We start from the raw sequence: 17,972 nt of genomic DNA on the forward strand, positions 1-17,972 counted from the left end.
TCTTTTAATCAATCTTTAAAACACTTAAAAATGCCTCGCTTGGCAAGCTTACTTTTCCAACTTGTTTCATTCTTTTTTTACCTTCTTTTTGCTTTTCAAGTAGTTTTCTTTTTCGTGAGATATCTCCACCATAACATTTTGCTGTTACATTTTTGCCCATTGAACGGACATTTTCACGTGCTATTATTTTATTTCCAATACTTGCTTGGATAGCTACTTCAAAAAGCTGTCTTGGAACGATATCTTTCATAGCTTTTACAAGATCTCTTCCTTTGCTTAAAGCCTTATCTCTTGGGACTATTATTGAAAGAGCATCTACATTTTCGCCCGCAACTTTAATATCTAGTTTTACCAAATCACCTGCTCTATAATCACTTACTTCATAATCAAAACTAGCATATCCTTTTGTGCAAGATTTTAGCCTATCATAAAAATCCATAACTATTTCATTCATAGGGATATCATATTCTAAAAGCACTCTTTCAGGTGTTATATAATCCATCTTTGTTTGAATTCCGCGCCGATTGTTTACTAAAGTCATAATGTTACCTAAAAACTCACTTGGAGTTATAATAGTAGCTTTTACATAGGGCTCTTTGATAGCCTCTATCTCATTAATTGGTGGAAGTTCGCTTGGGTTTTGAATTTCAAACATATTTCCATCTGTTTTATAAACTTCATAAGTTACAGTTGGCGCTGTAGCGATTAAATCAAGATCAAACTCTCTTTCAAGTCTTTCTTTTACAACTTCCATGTGAAGTAGTCCCAAAAACCCAACTCTAAACCCAAAACCAAGTGCTGCAGAAGTTTCAGGCTCATAACTTATAGAACTATCATTTAAACTAAGCTTATCAAGCGCATCTCTTAAATCTTCAAATTTATCAGTTTCTATAGGATAAATTCCAGCAAAAACAAAAGGTTTTGCCTTTTCAAAACCTCCAATTGGCTCACTTGCTTTATTTTTAAATAATGTTATAGTATCTCCAACTGCTACATCACTAACTGTTTTAAGACCTAAAACAACGATCCCAACTTCACCACTTTTAAGCTCTTTTGTCTTAATTGGCGCAATTGGATTTGGGTATAAAAGATCTATAACAAGATGTTTTTTGCCAGTTCCCATAACTAAAACTTCATCATTTATTTTTATATTTCCATCATAAATTCTTACTAAAGCTAAAGCTCCTAAATAATTATCAAACCAACTATCATAAATCAAAGCTTTTAAAGGCTTATCATTTGCAACTTTTGGCGCTGGAATCCTCTCAATAATTGCTTTTAAAAGTTCATCTATGCCAAATCCAGTTTTTGCACTTACTTCTATAGCATCACTACAATCAAGCCCAATAACATGCTCAATTTCTTCTTTTACACGCTCGGGGTTTGCCGCTGGAAGATCTATTTTATTTAAAACAGGAATTATCTCAAGGTTGTGCTCAAGTGCAATATAAACATTTGCGATAGTTTGAGCCTGCACACCTTGGCTTGCATCAACCACAAGAATAGCGCCCTCGCAACTTGCAAGGCTTCTACTAACCTCATAACTAAAATCAACATGCCCTGGAGTATCAATTAAATTTATAATATATTTTTTTTTGTTAAGCTCATAGTTTAATCTAACAGATTGAGCCTTTATCGTAATTCCGCGCTCTTTTTCAATATCCATATTGTCCATAACCTGCGAATTCATCTGTCTATCGCTCACCGCACCACATTCTTGTATAATGCGATCAGCCAAAGTGCTTTTTCCGTGATCAATATGAGCTATAATGCTAAAATTTCTAATATTGCTTTCCATCTTTGTCCTGTAAATTTGATTTTTATATTATTTTAGCGAAAATTTTATAAAATAAAAACACAATTTCTTTGTTATTTTTTTAATGTGATAATCTTATATTTGATACTAAATCTACATAACTAGATTATAAATGTCAAAATATAATTTAAATAATATACAAATGTTTTGATAAGATTTAATAATATTTTATAAGTAGCAAAAAGCTACTTATAAATTATGCAAATAGGCTATTTACGCTCTCATCGTGATAAACTCTTCTTATAACTTCGCCAAAAAGTGGAGCAACGCTTATAACTTTTATTTTTTTAAAATTTTGTCCCTTTTCGCAAAGTGGGATTGTATCAGTTACAACAAGTTCATCTAAAGCATCATTTTGTAAATTTTCATAGGCTTTTCCGCTTAAAACTGGATGAGTACAAAAAGCCATTACGCTAGTTGCACCTCTTTCTTTAAAAGCAGCTGCAGCTTTTACTATAGTTCCAGCAGTATCTATAATATCATCTACTAAAATCACATCTTTGCCATTTACATCGCCAATGACATTCATAACTTCACTTTTATTTGCTTCTTCTCTTCTTTTATCAACAATCACCATATCAAGACCAAGTTTTTTTGCTAAACTTCTAGCTCTTGCTACACCACCAACATCTGGGCTTGCCACAATTGGATTTTTAAGATTTTTACTTTTTACATAATCTGTAAAAACAATTGAACCATATAAATTATCAACTGGCTGGTCAAAAAATCCTTGAATTTGTCCAGCGTGCAAATCCATAGTAACAACTCTATCTATTCCAGCAACCTGCATCATATCTGCCACTAATTTTGCAGTAATAGGCACTCTTGGAGCAGCCTTTCTATCTTGTCTTGCATATCCAAAATATGGTAATATCGCAGTTATACTGCTAGCACTGCTTCTTTTTAATGCATCACTTAAAATTAAAAGCTCCATTAAATTTGAATTAGCCGGAGCACAAGTTGGTTGGATGATAAAAACATCTTTTCCTCTTACGCTTTCACCTATTTGAACGCTTATCTCACCATCGCTGAAAGTTTTAATAGAACACTCGCCAAGTGGTAAAGAAAGATATTTAGAAATTTTTTTAGAAAACTCAACATTTGCAGTTCCAGAAAATATTTTATAACCTCGCATAAAAAAACCTTTAAATAAAATTGCCTTATTTTAGCGAAATTAAACTTTAAAACAGAGAAGTTATTCTCTGTTTTTTAAATTTTTAATAAGATCTTATTATTTTAACGGCCTCAACCATATTTTTAAGACTTGGTTTTACCTCTTCCCATTTTCTGGTTTTTAGACCACAATCAGGGTTTATCCAAAGCTTTTCTTTTGGAAGCACTTTTAAAATATTTTCTATTTGTTCTACCAACTCCTCTACGCTTGGCACTCTTGGACTATGAATATCATAAACCCCTGGACCAATTTCTTGTTTATAGCCAACCTCTTTAAAAACTTTTAAAAGTTCATTTCCACTTCTTGCAGTTTCTATGCTTATAACATCAGCATCCATAGCTTCAATGGTTTTAATGATATCATTAAATTCACTATAGCACATATGAGTGTGAATTTGCGTATCCTTTCTTGCTGGACTAACTGCTAATCTAAATGCATCAACTGCAAATTTTTCATACGCACAAACATCTTCTTTTCTTAATGGATACCCCTCTTTAAAAGCAGCTTCATCAACTTGTATAATTTTAATTCCTGCATTTTGCAAATCATTTATCTCATCAGCAATTGCAAGAGCAAGCTCTTTTACAATTTCACTTTTATCTTTATCATCTCTTACAAAAGACCAATTCATAATAGTTACTGGCCCTGTTAGCATGCCTTTTACAGGCTTGTTTGTTTTACTTTGTGCATAAGTTATCCATTTGACAGTCATTGGATTTGGTCTTTTTACATCTCCAAATAAAAGTGGAGGCTTTACACATCTACTACCATAGCTTTGAACCCAGCCATTTTGCGTAAATGCATATCCACTTAATTGCTCACCAAAATACTCAACCATATCATTTCTTTCAGGCTCACCATGAACTAAAACATCAAGATCAATTTCTTCTTGAAATTTAATGCACTCATCTATATATTTTTTTATTTCATTTTCATAGAAATTTTCATCAACAACTTCATTTTTATAAGCTCTTCTTATTTGACGAAGCTCAGCAGTTTGTGGGAAACTTCCAATTGTTGTAGTAGGCAAACTTTTTAAATTTAGCCTTTTATCTTGCAAAGATATCCTATCTTTAAAATCCCCATCACGTCTAAATTTAGTTAAGCTCTTAACTCTTAAATTTACCTCATCATCATTTATAAGTTTTGAAATTTTTCTATTTTTAGCCGCTTCTAAACTCTCATTATAAATTTTTTGATCATTTTGATTTAGTTCTAAATTTGATGCAAGTTTTGAAATAATTCTAACCTCATCAAGCTTTTCAACAGCAAAACTTAACCAACTTTTTATCTCGCTATTTAGCTTATCTTCGTATTTTAGTGTAAATGGCACATGTAAAAGTGAGCAACTCGTACCTATAAAAATTCTATCGTCACTTAAATTTTCTTTAATTTTTTTAATAATTTTTAGTTTATCGTCTAAATTTGCTCTCCAAACATTTCTGCCGTTTATAATCCCTGCAAATAAAACCTTATCGCTTTTAGCTAAAACATCAAGTGCTTTAAAGTTTTTATCATTTGTAAAATCAAGCCCAATCGCCCAAACTTTTGTATCAACAAGCTCATTTACAGCCTTAATAGCGTTTTCAAAATATGTCATAAAAATGATTTTTAAATTTGAAATTTCACTAAATTTATTGTAAGTTGGCTTTATAAATTTTACTAATTTTTCATCCAAATCAGTTACAAAAATAGGTTCATCTATCTGAACTATAACCTCATCATCTAGTTTTGAAATTTCTTTTAAAAGCTCACAATATTTAGAAACTAGCTCATCAAATTTAGAAAATGGGCAAGTTTTATCAGTTGTTTTTGATAAAGCTAAAAATGTAATGGGACCTATTAAATTTATTTTAAGTTTTCTTGAGGTTATGCTTTTTGCCTCTTTATATTCGCTTAAAATTTTATCTAAATTTAGACTAAATTTCGTATCTTTTGTAATTTCAGGAACTATGTAATGATAGTTTGTATTAAACCACTTTGTCATCTCCATAGCAACTGAATCTTTACTTCCTCTTGCAAGTGCAAAATACTGCTCTAAGCCATTTAAATTTTGAAATCTACTAGGTATCGCACCAAAAGTTATGATATTATCAAGCATTAAATCATAAAATGAAAAGTCATTTACACTTATTAGATCAATGCCTCTTTCATCTTGATATTTTATATGTTTTATTCGCAACTCTTTTGCGACTGCTTGAAGACTTGCTTCATCTATTTTTCCAGCCCAAAAGCCTTCTAATGCTCTTTTTAACTCTCTTTGTTCGCCTATCCTTGGAAAACCTGTTATATAATTTTTCATAATTTTTATCCTTTTTTATTTTTATTTATTTTGTTTTGTTTTTTTGAAATAATTAGTTTTTAAGTTAACTAACGCATTTCATAAAATAAAAAAGGTGGTATTTTTGAAGCATTTTTAAAACTTAATCCATTTACTTTTGGTAATTTAAAAAGTTTTAAAAAAGAATTTGTTCTATTTTTAAAGATACAGTTACAATGAACAGCACTGACAATGCAAAAGAATATAAAATTTAATGGCGCAAAAAAACTAAACTTTGTTATAAACAAACTTCCTGTTTCTTTGAAACTATTAAAATCCTTTAAAGCCTTGTAGCATGGGGCATGTCATAATTTTCTCCTTAAAATAAAGTCGTTAGTTTAGCAAATGTTTTCTTAAAATAAAATTATTTTATAAATCCACTTGCCAAAACTCTATCTAAATCATCATAAAATACAGCTAGTTGCCCACTTGCAATACCGCTTGTCTTCTCATCTAAAATAACCTTAGTTCCGCCATTTTCAAGCTTTTTTATAGTTCCTTTAATTTTTGATGAGCGATATCTTATTTTTATATTTGCTCTAAACTCATCATCTAAATTTAAAAATTCATTTAAATTTATAGTTTCAAACTCGTTTTCTAAAAGCTCATTTTTAAGCCCAACGATAATTTCATTATTTTTAGCATCTATTTTAGTGACATAGTGTGGCTCATGTGCTCCAAAAACACTAAAACCACGCCTTTTTCCAATCGTATAATGCATATATCCATCATGTTTTCCAACCACTTCTCCATTACTATTTTTCACAACTCCTGGGGTATTTGTATTAAAATGTTTGTTTAAAATATCAATATAGCTATTTTCAACAAAGCAAATTTCACTACTTTCTTTTTGTCCAGCTATTTCTATGAGCTCAGGAAAGTTTGCAATATAAGCTTTTATATCTTTTTTATAACTATTTCCAAGTGGAAAAATCATATTTTTTAACGCATCTTTTTTAACATTTGCTAAAAAATAACTTTGATCTTTACTCTCATCAAGCGCTACTTTTAAAAGCCCATTTTCAACTCTTACATAATGCCCAGTTGCTAATTTTTCACAACCTAATTTTATAGCAAAATCAAGTAATTTTCCAAGTTTTATAGTTCTATTACACAATGCGCATGGATTTGGTGTTTTACCACTTTTATAAATTTCAATAAAAGGCCTATAAACTTCTTTTTCAAACTCACTTTGAAGATCTAAAATTTTAGTTTCTATGCCTAAAAACTCACCTACTTTTTTTACTTTTTTTATGTTTTGCTCGTGATAATTAGGCTTGTTGTGAAGCTTCATATAACAACCTATTATCTCATGACCTTCATCTTTTAGAGTTTTTGCAACATACGAACTATCAACACCACCGCTTAATGCGACTAAAATTTTCAAATTTTATCCTTGTATTTATTTTTTAAATCTTGGATTTTATAATTTTTTCATAAATTAAATTTATATCATCGGTTAATGTAAAAAGATCTAAATCGGCAGAGCAAATTGTTTTTTCAAAAAGAAGTGATGTTTTTAAAAACTCAATTAATGGTTTATAAAACTCAACACCATAAAGAAAAATTTTAGCTTCTTTTATACCATTTTGCACCAAAACAAGCACTTCGAAAAGCTCATCTAAAGTTCCAAAACCACCTGGAAAAATAATAAAATAACTTGATTTTTCTATCAATGCTACTTTTCTTAAAGCCAAATTTGAAAAAACAGTTCCATCTGTAACAAATTCATTAAGCTTTTGTTCGTTTGGAAGCACTACATTTATACCAACACTTTGAGTATTATTTTCAAAAGCGGCTTTATTAGAGGCTTTCATTATCCCGCCTCCGCCACCTGTAACGATAGTAAAACCACTATTTGAAAGCATTTTTGATAACTCGTATGCTTTTTTACAAAATTCATTATTATCATCAAATCTAGCTGAACCAAAAATTGTAACACACTCACTAGGTAAAGTAAAATCTAAATTTTTAACATCATCTAATAAACTTTTCATAACTATTCCTTTAACATAATTCCAAGAGGGATTATAACGCTTATTCTTTTTTCTGCACCAGGGTGTGGGATAATTAAATTTTTATTTTTTCTAACTTTTGTATTAAAATACAAAATGTCTAAATCAAGAGTTCTTGGAGCATTTTTAAAGCTTCGTTTTCTTTTAAAACAAATTTCAAAATGCTGCATTAATTTTAAAACTTCATTTGGACTTTTTGATGTTTGAATTCTTATAATAGCGTTTAAAAAATCATTTTGTTTTGTATATCCAAAAGCCTTATTTAGCAAAATCGGGGAAGTTGAGTTTATAAAAAATCTTTTGTCTTTATTTATTTTTTGAAAAAGTTTTTGAAAATTTTTTTTAACTTCACCAATATTTCCACCAATTCCTAGATAAAACTCATATTTAAAATACTCTTTTTTTGCTCTTTTAAAAGGATAAAATTTGCTTTTTATAAAACATTTTGCATCGTTAATTTTATAAAAGCCATTATTTAAAATTTGCATTTTTTACAGTATTTCGCATCCATTTTCTGTAACAACCACAACATCTTCAATTCTTATGCCAAACTCATTTTCTAAATAAATTCCTGGCTCAACACTAAAAACCATTCCCTCTTTTAAGATAGTTTTATCTGTTTTATTAATATTTGGAAACTCATGTATATCAACACCAACACCGTGCCCAGTTGAGTGAAAAAACTCTTTTTCAAAACCCTGTTTTTTTATAAATTCCCTTGCTATTTTATCAACATCGCAAGCCATAACTCCTGGTTTTACAGCTTTTATAGCAAGACTTTGAGCCTCTTTTACTATCTCAAAAATTTCATTTTGTTTATTGGAGTTAAAAATTTGTTCTTTTGAAAAGTTTAAATTTTTATTAAAAATAGCAGTTCTAGTTCTATCAGAACAATATCTTTTATATTTAACCCCAGCATCTAAAAGAAGCAAATCATTAAGATTTAAAATATCACTACTTGGCAAAGCATGTGCTTTTGCGGCATTTTTGTTTAAAGCAATTATTGGGCTAAATGATAAACCCAAAACACCCTTTTGTTTAAAAATTTTTTCAGCCTCATAAAATAGCTCAAATTCACTCAAATTTTCACCATTTTTATTTAAAAACAAAGCAAACTCATCAAAACATTTTTCTCCTAAATTTGCTGCTTTTTTTAAAATTTCAATTTCAAAATCAGTTTTTATAATTCTCTTTTTTTTTGAAAAAAATGGCTTTGAAATAAAATTTAGTGATAAATTTGAGCTTATTTTTTTAAAATCCGCGTAAGTAAAATCATTTGGGTCAAAGACTAAGCTTTTTATCCCAAATTTTCTTATTAAAAGTCTTGCTTCTTTTATAAGTGTGTTTTTAGCATCGATAACTTCTGCATTTTTTACTAAATTTCTAGCTTCAATAGCATATCTTGAATCGGTTATAAAAAAATTATTACCATTTATGCTTAAAAACATTTCATTATCACAGCTATAACCACACTCATAAAATACGGCATTTTCATCTTTTAAAATGTAATTATTCATCTGTTTTTTGAGTATCTTCTTTAGCTTTTTTTACTGCTTCAATTTGACTGAAAATTTGAAGCATTGCAATCATTGCAAGATGATATCCAATCGGTCCAAAACCAATGACTTGTCCAGCTGTTACGGCTGATATTAAACTTTTTTGACGAAATTCTTCTCTTCTTGCGATATTGCTAATATGAACTTCAATAGTTGGCAAGTTAACAGCTGCAATTGCATCTCTAATAGCCACTGAAGTGTGAGAGTATCCTGCTGGATTTATTATAATTCCATCTGCATCACCAAGGCATTCTTGAATTTTATCTATAATTTCGCCCTCTAAATTGCTTTGAAAAAACTCAATATCAACATTGTTTTGATCAGCTACAACTTTCATTTGTTTATGAATTTCTTCCATGGTCATAACGCCATAAACATTTGGCTCTCTTTTTCCAAGCATATTTATATTTGGTCCTTGAATAATAACAACTTTCATTTTTTTCTCCTTGTTTATAAAATTAAAGATAAAATTATATCAAAATATAACTAAAAATTCGCTACAATTTGGCTTTTAGGAGTTAAAATGAAAATTTTAAAAGCCAAATATATTTTAATTTGTGATGAGAATTTCACTGTTTTAAAAAATAAATCAATCGCATTTGATGATAAAATCAAAAAAACTGGTGATTTTAAGGAGCTTTTAACGCTCTATCCAGATGCCGAAATTTATGATTTTGGTGATGACATTGTAATGCCAGGACTTATAAACTCACATACACATTTAGAATTTAGCGCTAATAAAACAAATTTAATTTATGGGGATTTTATAAAGTGGGTTGAAAGCATAGTTAAAAATAGAGATGATCTGTCAAAAAAAGCAAAAGGTACAATCATAAAAAATGCTATCAACTCACTAGCCAATTCAGGTGTAACGACAATTGGGGAAATTTCAAGTTTTGGGGCATCTTTAAAAGAGTGCGTAAATTCTCCTTTAAGAGTTGTTTATTTTAATGAGCTTTTAGGTGCAAATGAAAGTGTTGTAGAAAAAAACTGGGATAATTTTTTAAAAAGATTTGAAAACTCTAATAAATTTAAAAACGATCTTTTTATCCCAGCAGCTTCTATCCACGCTCCTTATTCCACTCATCCAATTTTAACAAAAAGACTTTGTGAATTTGCTAGAAAAAATAAAATTTTAATTTCAACACATTTTTTAGAAAGCAATCATGAAAATTTATGGCTTAGAAAAGGAAGTGGTGAATTTAAAAAATGGCTTAAAAACTTTAGTCAAAACCCAAAGCCTTTTTATAGCATAAAAGAGTTTATAGAAAATTTTGAAGGCATAAAAACGCTTTTTATCCACTGTGTTTATTTAAAAGAGTTTGAAATTTTAGATAAAAAACTTCACTCAATAATCCATTGTGCCTATTCAAACCGCCTTTTGAGTAAAAAATCTCTAAATTTAAAAGAAGTTTTAAAAAATGATATAAATTTGTGTATAGCAACAGATGGACTTAGCTCAAATATAAGCCTAAATTTATTTGATGAATTAAGAGCAAATTTATTAATCCATAAAGATTTTGATTTACAAAATTTAGCTAAATTTCTACTTCTAGCCTCAACACTAAATCCAGCAAAAGCTTTAAATTTAAATTTAGGAAGTTTAGAAGTTGGTAAAATAGCTGATATCGCGGTGTTTAAAGGTTTTGAAGTAAGTGATGAAAAGCAAATTCCACTTCAGCTTATCTTAAATACAAAAGAGGCAAAAAATATATTTATAAAAGGAGAAAAAATAAAATGATGAAAGAAATCGGTAAATTTTTTAGTGATATTTTGAAATTTGGCATAAAAGTCTTTATAGTTTTATTTTTAATAACATTGGTTTTAGTTGGCTTTTCAGGAACAAAAATAGAAAAAAGTGGAGTAAATTTGGCTGAGATAAAACTAAGTGGTGCAATTATTGATGAAAGTGCTATTTTAAAAGAAATTTATAGTATTCAAGATGATAAAAACATAAAGGCTGTTTTATTAAATATAAATAGTCCAGGTGGTGCATTTGCGCCAAGTTTTGAAATTTCAAATGCTATAAAAGAGCTAAATAAAGAAAAGCCAGTAATTGCTTATGCAAGCGGAACAATGGCAAGTGGAAGCTACTTAAGTGGTGTTTGGGCAAATAAAATTTATGCAAATAAAGGAAGTTTTATCGGCTCAATTGGTGTTATAATGCAAGGATACAATATAGAAGAACTTGCCTCTAAAATCGGCATAAAAGATCAAGTTGTAAAAGCTGGTGAGTTTAAAGAAGCAGGAACTATAATGAGAGCTTGGAGCCAGTCTGAAAGACAAAGTCTTCAAGATTTAGTAGATAAAAGCTATGATTTGTTTGTAAGTGAAGTTGCAACTGCTAGAAAATTAAACAAAAATGATGAAAATCTATGGGCAAATGCAAGAGTTTTTTTACCTGATGAAGCACTAAATTTAGGCTTAATCGATGAAATTAGCAACTATAAAAAAGTAAAAGATGAAGTTGTTAAAATCTCAGGTGTTCAAGATCCTGTTTGGAAAGAAAAAAGTAAATATGATGAGTTTATGGATGCTTTTTCATCAAAAGTAGCAAATTTGATAATGAGTGAGTTTAGTTTAAAAGTAAGATAAATTTTTAAAAATTAAAATAAATTTAAAAGCCAAAAAAGGCTTTTAAAGTTTTATAAATTTCAATTTTAAAGCAAAACAAAATAAGCAAACAAAGTTATAGCAATTGTTACTAAAACATCAAGTAAAAATCCAGCTTTTACCATATCTTTTTGTCTTATCATACCCGTTCCAAAAACAAGGGCATTTGGCGGAGTTGCAACAGGAAGCATAAACGCACAACTTGCACCAACTCCAATAACTACAACTAAAACTTCTTTTGGCATGCCAATTTGCATAGAAATATCTGCAAAAACAGGCACTAAAAGTGCAGCTGAAGCGGTGTTACTGGTAAATTCAGTTAGAATTTTAATAAAAAGTGCAACAATGAAAATAATAACAATATCAGGTGCGTTTCCAAGAGCATTTGCCACTTCATTTCCTAAAACCAATGATGCACCAGAATCTTTTAAAATAGCACTTAATGTTAGTCCTCCACCAAATAGCATTAAAACACCCCATTCGGTATTTTTAACTATATCATCCCAACTACAAAGCCCTAAAACAACCACTAAAATAGCAGCAATTAAAGCAATAAGTGCATCGCTTATAACAAGTTTTCTACCTAAAATTTCACTAAAAAGCTCACTTAAAAATGATGAAAATATCCAACAAGTTGCTACTAGGATAAAAACTACAATCGTAATAATTCTACTTCTTGTCCAAGGCGTATCATCACTTGCTCCAATATCAACTTTTCTATGAAAATCAGGTTTAAATAAAATATATAAAACAAAAAGCATTAAAGGCCAAAATATAAAAGTAAGCGGAAGCCCAACTTTCATCCAATCAAAAAAGCTATATCCAAGTTCAGCCGATGCGATGGCATTTGGAGGTGATCCAACGAGTGTTCCAAGACCGCCAATACTTGCAGAATACGCAATTCCTAGCATTACAAAAATTATTGTTCCTCTATCTTTTTCTTTATCTAAATGGCTTATCATACCAATTGCCAAAGGTATCATCATAGCTGCAGTTGCGGTATTTGATATCCACATAGATAAAACCGCTGTTACTGCACATATCATTACAACCGCCCAACCAAGCTTAGCTCCTGATAAAGAGACCAATTTCATAGCAATTTTTACATCAAGTTTTTGTACATGAAGTGCCGTAGCTAAAGCAAATCCACCAAAAAATAAAAATATAGTAGGGTTTGCAAAATTTATTAGCATATCTTTTATACCAAGCGGACTAAAGCCACTCTCAGAACTTATACCTATACCTAAAAGCACTCCTAAAACTGGAACCAACAAAGCAGTAATTGTAATATGAATAGCTTCTGTAAGCCACAATATAGCGATAAAAAGTAAAATTGCTAAACCTTTGTTTGCATTTGAATCGTAAGGTAAAAATTCATAAAGTAAAAATGATAAAATCGCAGCGATTAAAACAATAATTAAGCTTTTATTTGTTATATGTGATATTTTATCTTGCAAAAAAACTCCTTATTTCTTTAAAAGAAAATTATCACTTTTTCAAACTTTAAATTTGCTTAATATTAAATTTTAAAATTATTTTTTATAAATAGTGAGTAAATTTGGGCTAAGAAGCCCAAATTTTTTAAAATACGAAATATGCATAAAGTGCAATTATTACAACCGAAAAGACATTTAAAACAATACCTGCTTTTATCATATCTTTTTGACCAAACATTCCTGTTCCAAAAACAAGAGCATTTGGTGGAGTTGCAACAGGAAGCATAAACGCACAACTTGCACCAACTCCAATAACTGTAACTAAGATCTCTTTTGGCATACCCATTTGAGTAGCAACTCCTGCAAAAACAGGAACTAAAAGTGCTGCTGAAGCGGTGTTACTTGTAAATTCAGTTAAAATTATTATAAATATTGCAACAACAAATATAATAACCAAAGGTGAAGCCCCACCAAATATATTAGCAACTGCTTGACCTAAAACAAGTGAAGCACCAGAGTCTTTTAAAATAGAACTTAAAGCCAATCCACCACCAAATAGCATTAAAACACCCCATTCAGTGTTCTTTGCTACATCATTCCAAGTACAAAGGCCTAAAACAACAACAGCAACTGCTGCTCCAAGAGCTATCAAACCATCGCTAAAAGCTATGCCTGTTAAATGTGTTAAAGGCTTAGCAAATATCCAGCAAAGTGCAGTTGTACAAAAGACAATAATAGTTAAAACTCTATTTGTTGTCCAAGGAATATCCACACTCGCATCAACTTCTATTTTTTTATTAAAATCAGGTTTAAATAAAAAATAAAGTGTCAAAAGCATAACTGGCAACAGTATAATGGTAAGTGGAAGTCCTATCTTCATCCAATCAAAAAATGTTAAACCAAGCTCTGCTGAAACAATTGCATTTGGTGGTGAACCTACCATTGTTCCAAGTCCGCCAATACTTGCAGAGTATGCAATTCCCAAAAGAACAAAAACAATCGTTCCTTTATCCTTAACTCTATCAAGCCCTGAAAGCATACCAATAGCAAGTGGAAGCATCATAGCTGCAGTTGCTGTGTTTGATATCCACATAGAAAGTCCTGCGGTTACTAAACATACTGCAATTGCTGCATATCCAAGCTTTGAGCCAGATAATGATATAAGCTTCATAGCTATTTTTGTATCGAGCTTTTGGATGTGAAGAGCAGTAGCTAATGCAAAACCACCAAAAAATAAAAATATAGTTGGATTTGCAAAATTTGATAAAGCTTGTTTGATAGTCAAAGCTTTAAACACGCCGTCCGCATTAACAGAACCAACGCCTATAAAAATTCCAAGCAGTGGAACCATCAAAGCAGTAACTGTTATATGGACAGCTTCAGTAAGCCATAAAATCGCTATAAAGACAAGTAGGCCTAAGCCTTTATTTGCATTGTCTCCATATGGCAAAATTTTATATACGGCATAAGAGAGTATTGCAGCTATCAGCATAACTATAAGTCCTCTTTTAGTTATGTGTGATATATTGCCCTCATTTATCGCTTCATTTTCCAAAGAAACCTCCTTAGTTTTGGTTTTCGTTCAGTATATCAAAAAGCAACATAAAAGTGTCATTAAAGTTATTTTTATAAGTTATAAAAAACAAATTTGTTACAAAAAGTAAAAAATAAAAAAACTACCTTTTAATCTTAAACCAACCATAATAATTATCATCAAGTTTGTCTAAAAAAAGTAGCTCAAGCTCTAAATTTAGAGAAATACTATCCAAATTTATAAATTTGTTTGAAAAAAATATTAATACATGTGTTACAAAATTAGGCAAATTTCTGGCCATTTGCTCGCCGCCTTCAATCATACAAAGCTTATAGTTTTTTAGTTTTTCTATATCATTACTTATTATAACTTCGCGATTTTGAACACTAAATAGTGGAATTGTTTTATCAAATTCATTTTTTTTAGAATAGATAAAAATATCAGGATTTTTAAAATTTTCTCCTAAAAGTCTAGTATCTAAAATAGGCCTATCAACTCTAACAGTATTCCCACCAATTGCTAAAATTTCACTAACATTTCTTAGTTTATGAACTAAAAGCCTAGAAGCATTATTTGTAATAACTCCACCTTTTATAACGCCATTTAAGCTCATCCCTAGTTTAAAAAAGCTGAAATTTCCATTAAGACATCTTAAAAATGGCTCTAAAAGTAAAAATCCCTCATCTTGCAAAACTCCAAATTTTACTTTTATTCCTGCGTTTTTTAAAATTTGGGCACCACCTTTTGCTGTTGGATTTATATCTTTTTGTGAAATTATGACTTCACTAAAACAAAGTTCTTTTATCAAATTTGCACAAGGTGGAGTTTTGCCATAATGCGAACAAGGCTCAAGTGTGACATAAATTTTTGCTTCTTTTAATAAATTATTGTGATTTTTTAGAATAAAATCATAAGTTTGCTTTTCATCTTTTGGAAAAATTAAATTTGGATTAAGCTTTTTTAAGGCTGATTTTATGGCATTTACTTCGGCGTGATTACAACCAGCTTTTTGATGAGCCTCTATGCTTAAAATTTGATTATTTTTATCAAGTATTAATGCCCCAACTGCTGGATTTGGATAGGTTAAAATTTGATATTGCCAAGCTTTTTTTATGGCTAAACTCATATAAAATTCATCATTCATTTTTATATCTTTTTTATTTAAGATTATAGCAAATTCGGCTTAGAATAGAACCAGTATTTTTATATTTTGTTAATAAATTTTTTATAAATTTGATACAATTCAAAAACTTTTTTATTTAGGAGTTTTTGATGAATTACTTTGATGAGTATTATCTGGGTGCTTTTAGGAAATTTGCCACCTTTAGTGGCAGAGCTAGAAGAAAAGAGTATGGTTGGTTTTGTGTTTTTAGCTTTATCGTTGGCTTGATACTAGGCATAATTGATGTTTTAGTTTTTGGCGATGCAGATGGGATGTTTAGTTCAATTTATGGTTTGGTTGTGTTTATACCATCGCTTGCGCTACTTGTAAGAAAAGTTCATGATTTTGGCAAAAGTGGGTGGTTTGTGCTAGTTATAATATTTGCCCCAACAATAGCACTTATAGTTAGTCTTCTTTTTATTCAAACATCAAAAGAATTAGGTATGTTATTTTTAGTAATAGCACTTGCTTTGTTTTTTTATTTTATTTTTTTACCTATATTTAAAAAAGGTGATAAGGGAGAGAATGCTTACGGAAGCGATCCAAAAACACTAAATTTATAAAATTTTTTGTAGTTTTAAATTTACTCATAAATCCACAAAGCAAGGCTTTATGCCCGTGACAATGTGGATTTGAGATTTAAGAGTTTAATTTTAATTAAAATCTAAATTTTTAACTCTTTCATCGAGCTCTTTAAGTTTTTGTGATGGTGGAGTTGCAACTAAACCTTTATGACTTGTGATCTGCTCTGGCTCTGGTACCTCATCTGCTGTTTGAGTTAGCTCTATATTTACTCCAAATTTGGCTAGTTCATTTGATAGTTCTATTTGACCCTTTCTAGCAAATTCTTGGCATTGTCCGATGATCCTTGCAGCTTCTTGTGGTGCGTGGAAACCATAGCTATTTTCGCTAAATGCAAAGTCCCATCTCATATGAGCGCGTCTTTGGTTCCATAAAGTTTTCTCCAAAGCTTTTGAAATTTCAGCTTTTTGTGTATCAGCGTCCAAATTTGCAAACTCAGGAAGTTTTGCAAGCTCGCCTCTTGCTACTTCAATATCTTGGATTAGAGAAAGTAGTGCATTTTCACATTTTCTAAGCTCATAAGAGTGGCGATTTTGTATGAAATTTATACGCTCTACTAGCTTATCTTCGCTTTGCATGTGGCATGTCCTACAACTTCCTGTAATGTCAGCAAATGGACTTTGTACAGTGTGACTTGAAACCTTTTGAGCGCCCTCTCTTTTATATGGCATATGACAATCAGCACAACTTACACCGCTTCTTGCGTGAATTCCAGCAGAACTTAGTTCAGCTTCTGAATGTTGCATTTTAATGATTGGTGCATCTGTAGTTTTATGCTTATAGTCAAATTTAAACTTACCGTTTTCAAACATCTCATCATAATACTCATCAAACATCTCTATTTTAAATGGTTTATCTTTTTCCCATTTAGCCCATGGATAAGTTAGAGTTGAGTCTTTGCCTTGGAAATAATACTCCACATGACACTGCATACAAACATAACTTCTCATCTCTTGGCGACTAGCTTTTAGGCCAGTTTTTGGATCTGCCTCATAACCTCTATCAACCATAGCATTGACAAATGCAGGTCTTGTTACTCTTAAACTCATATCATCAGGACTATGACAATCAGCACAGCTACTTCCTAAGTGTGAACCTTTATATGGATCCTCGCCATGTTTATCAGCGACTAGCTTCATAACATCAAAATAAGGAATTGAGTTCATCTTTGTCCATGCAGCTTTTTCTTTTTTGCCCTCTTCGCCCTTTACATCAAAAAATGGCATATTTCTACTTGCAGCCTCAACTGGATTTTTGCTTAAGTTATAATCCCCATCTTTCATAATGGCAGTTAAATGTCCGGTGTGGCAGTTGACACAGGCTCCTGGTTGACCTTTAAATTTAGGAAGTCCGTGAGAGTTTAGATACTCTTTATCATTCCTTTTTGTTTCAATCTGGTCAATTTGTGTATAAAAATGAAGTCTTGGGCGGTTATAATCAACTGCAAAAGCATATCCATTCCAAAATTTAGTAGCCGCTGGCCATCTTAAAAGTTTGCTATAAGGAACTGAACCAGCATATGGTGTCTCGTAAGCAATATTTTCCATAGCGGCAAAACTTTCATATTGTGATGGGAAATTTTTACCCCACTCTTTTACATCAGGGTCCAAATCACTAACCTTATGAAGCATCATAGGATAGCTTTTTTCCTCCTCAAATTTAGAACCGATATCTACAAATAGTGCAAACATGGCTGCACCCAAAACAACGGCAACAAAAAAAGCAACCGTATATAAAGTCCATTTTTTCATCATTTCTCCTTGT

15 protein-coding genes are annotated in these 17,972 nt (G+C 30.7%); 3 read left to right on the plus strand and 12 right to left on the minus strand.

The window, feature by feature from the left end; all coding sequences use genetic code 11:
- Positions 1-4 precede the first annotated feature (4 nt).
- The 8 genes from lepA to aroQ form a co-directional block, all read right to left on the minus strand.
- Positions 5-1,798 carry a translation elongation factor 4 gene (gene lepA / locus HMPREF9309_RS00915; protein WP_016646037.1) on the minus strand — a complete coding sequence of 598 codons (1,794 nt, stop codon included), beginning with the start codon at positions 1,796-1,798 and terminating at the stop codon, positions 5-7.
- 214 nt (positions 1,799-2,012) lie between these two features.
- On the minus strand, positions 2,013-2,951 hold the full coding sequence (locus HMPREF9309_RS00920) for a ribose-phosphate pyrophosphokinase (RefSeq protein WP_016646038.1): 939 nt from the start codon (positions 2,949-2,951) through the stop codon (positions 2,013-2,015).
- Positions 2,952-3,033: 82 nt separating this feature from the next.
- Entirely contained in the window at positions 3,034-5,295 is a 2,262-nt protein-coding gene (gene metE / locus HMPREF9309_RS00925) for a 5-methyltetrahydropteroyltriglutamate--homocysteine S-methyltransferase (protein WP_034907615.1), read from the minus strand.
- Positions 5,296-5,674: 379 nt separating this feature from the next.
- Positions 5,675-6,697 (minus strand): tRNA 2-thiouridine(34) synthase MnmA, encoded by a 1,023-nt coding sequence (gene mnmA / locus HMPREF9309_RS00935; RefSeq protein WP_016646040.1) that lies wholly within the window; start codon positions 6,695-6,697, stop codon positions 5,675-5,677.
- A gap of 22 nt (positions 6,698-6,719) precedes the next feature.
- Positions 6,720-7,307, minus strand: coding sequence for an LOG family protein (locus HMPREF9309_RS00940; protein WP_016646041.1), 588 nt, complete (start codon positions 7,305-7,307; stop codon positions 6,720-6,722).
- Positions 7,308-7,309: 2 nt separating this feature from the next.
- Positions 7,310-7,813, minus strand: coding sequence for a 2-amino-4-hydroxy-6-hydroxymethyldihydropteridine diphosphokinase (gene folK / locus HMPREF9309_RS00945; RefSeq protein WP_016646042.1), 504 nt, complete (start codon positions 7,811-7,813; stop codon positions 7,310-7,312).
- A 3-nt stretch (positions 7,814-7,816) separates the two neighbouring features.
- On the minus strand, positions 7,817-8,842 hold the full coding sequence (locus HMPREF9309_RS00950) for a M24 family metallopeptidase (protein ID WP_016646043.1): 1,026 nt from the start codon (positions 8,840-8,842) through the stop codon (positions 7,817-7,819).
- Entirely contained in the window at positions 8,835-9,317 is a 483-nt protein-coding gene (gene aroQ, locus HMPREF9309_RS00955; RefSeq protein ID WP_016646044.1) for a type II 3-dehydroquinate dehydratase, read from the minus strand. The genes HMPREF9309_RS00950 and aroQ overlap by 8 nt, the downstream gene beginning before the upstream one ends.
- A gap of 87 nt (positions 9,318-9,404) precedes the next feature.
- Between aroQ and mqnF the strand changes: the two genes are divergently transcribed.
- Complete coding sequence (gene mqnF, locus HMPREF9309_RS00960; protein WP_016646045.1) at positions 9,405-10,622, plus strand: aminofutalosine deaminase family hydrolase; 1,218 nt, start codon at positions 9,405-9,407, stop codon at positions 10,620-10,622.
- Complete coding sequence (gene sppA, locus HMPREF9309_RS00965; protein ID WP_016646046.1) at positions 10,619-11,476, plus strand: signal peptide peptidase SppA; 858 nt, start codon at positions 10,619-10,621, stop codon at positions 11,474-11,476. Before mqnF ends, sppA begins: the two co-directional genes overlap by 4 nt.
- 65 nt (positions 11,477-11,541) lie before the next feature.
- Here sppA and HMPREF9309_RS00970 read toward each other — a convergent pair whose 3' ends face one another.
- The 3 genes from HMPREF9309_RS00970 to ribD form a co-directional block, all read right to left on the minus strand.
- A complete protein-coding gene (locus HMPREF9309_RS00970) occupies positions 11,542-12,951 on the minus strand; it encodes an SLC13 family permease (RefSeq protein ID WP_016646047.1) in 1,410 nt (469 codons plus the stop codon).
- 124 nt (positions 12,952-13,075) lie between these two features.
- Positions 13,076-14,485: an SLC13 family permease gene (locus HMPREF9309_RS00975; RefSeq protein WP_016646048.1), complete on the minus strand. Its 1,410-nt coding sequence runs from the start codon at positions 14,483-14,485 to the stop codon at positions 13,076-13,078.
- Between the two features lie 121 nt (positions 14,486-14,606).
- Positions 14,607-15,608 carry a bifunctional diaminohydroxyphosphoribosylaminopyrimidine deaminase/5-amino-6-(5-phosphoribosylamino)uracil reductase RibD gene (gene ribD / locus HMPREF9309_RS00980; RefSeq protein ID WP_016646049.1) on the minus strand — a complete coding sequence of 334 codons (1,002 nt, stop codon included), beginning with the start codon at positions 15,606-15,608 and terminating at the stop codon, positions 14,607-14,609.
- 128 nt (positions 15,609-15,736) lie between these two features.
- Between ribD and HMPREF9309_RS00985 the strand changes: the two genes are divergently transcribed.
- The gene (locus tag HMPREF9309_RS00985; protein WP_016646050.1) at positions 15,737-16,189 is read left to right on the plus strand and encodes a DUF805 domain-containing protein; all 453 of its coding nucleotides are present in this window, start codon (positions 15,737-15,739) and stop codon (positions 16,187-16,189) included.
- A gap of 90 nt (positions 16,190-16,279) precedes the next feature.
- Here the strand turns inward: HMPREF9309_RS00985 and HMPREF9309_RS00990 are convergent, their stop codons facing one another.
- Positions 16,280-17,959 (minus strand): ammonia-forming cytochrome c nitrite reductase subunit c552, encoded by a 1,680-nt coding sequence (locus HMPREF9309_RS00990; RefSeq protein WP_016646051.1) that lies wholly within the window; start codon positions 17,957-17,959, stop codon positions 16,280-16,282.
- Positions 17,960-17,972 lie beyond the last annotated feature (13 nt).

The sequence above is a fragment of the Campylobacter ureolyticus ACS-301-V-Sch3b genome, from assembly GCF_000413435.1.
GTDB classification, from domain to species: Bacteria; Campylobacterota; Campylobacteria; order Campylobacterales; family Campylobacteraceae; genus Campylobacter_B; species Campylobacter_B ureolyticus_A.

Excerpts from the sequence above, each read along its gene's own strand:
- mqnF (WP_016646045.1), top strand. The coding sequence starts at position 9,405 with ATGAAAATTTTAAAAGCCAAATATATTTTAATTTGTGATGAGAATTTC.
- sppA (WP_016646046.1), top strand. The coding sequence starts at position 10,619 with ATGATGAAAGAAATCGGTAAATTTTTTAGTGATATTTTGAAATTTGGC.
- HMPREF9309_RS00920 (WP_016646038.1), bottom strand. The coding sequence starts at position 2,951 with ATGCGAGGTTATAAAATATTTTCTGGAACTGCAAATGTTGAGTTTTCT.
- folK (WP_016646042.1), bottom strand. The coding sequence starts at position 7,813 with ATGCAAATTTTAAATAATGGCTTTTATAAAATTAACGATGCAAAATGT.
- lepA (WP_016646037.1), bottom strand. The coding sequence starts at position 1,798 with ATGGAAAGCAATATTAGAAATTTTAGCATTATAGCTCATATTGATCAC.
- aroQ (WP_016646044.1), bottom strand. The coding sequence starts at position 9,317 with ATGAAAGTTGTTATTATTCAAGGACCAAATATAAATATGCTTGGAAAA.
- HMPREF9309_RS00940 (WP_016646041.1), bottom strand. The coding sequence starts at position 7,307 with ATGAAAAGTTTATTAGATGATGTTAAAAATTTAGATTTTACTTTACCT.
- ribD (WP_016646049.1), bottom strand. The coding sequence starts at position 15,608 with ATGAATGATGAATTTTATATGAGTTTAGCCATAAAAAAAGCTTGGCAA.
- HMPREF9309_RS00985 (WP_016646050.1), top strand. The coding sequence starts at position 15,737 with ATGAATTACTTTGATGAGTATTATCTGGGTGCTTTTAGGAAATTTGCC.
- HMPREF9309_RS00950 (WP_016646043.1), bottom strand. The coding sequence starts at position 8,842 with ATGAATAATTACATTTTAAAAGATGAAAATGCCGTATTTTATGAGTGT.
- HMPREF9309_RS00990 (WP_016646051.1), bottom strand. The coding sequence starts at position 17,959 with ATGAAAAAATGGACTTTATATACGGTTGCTTTTTTTGTTGCCGTTGTT.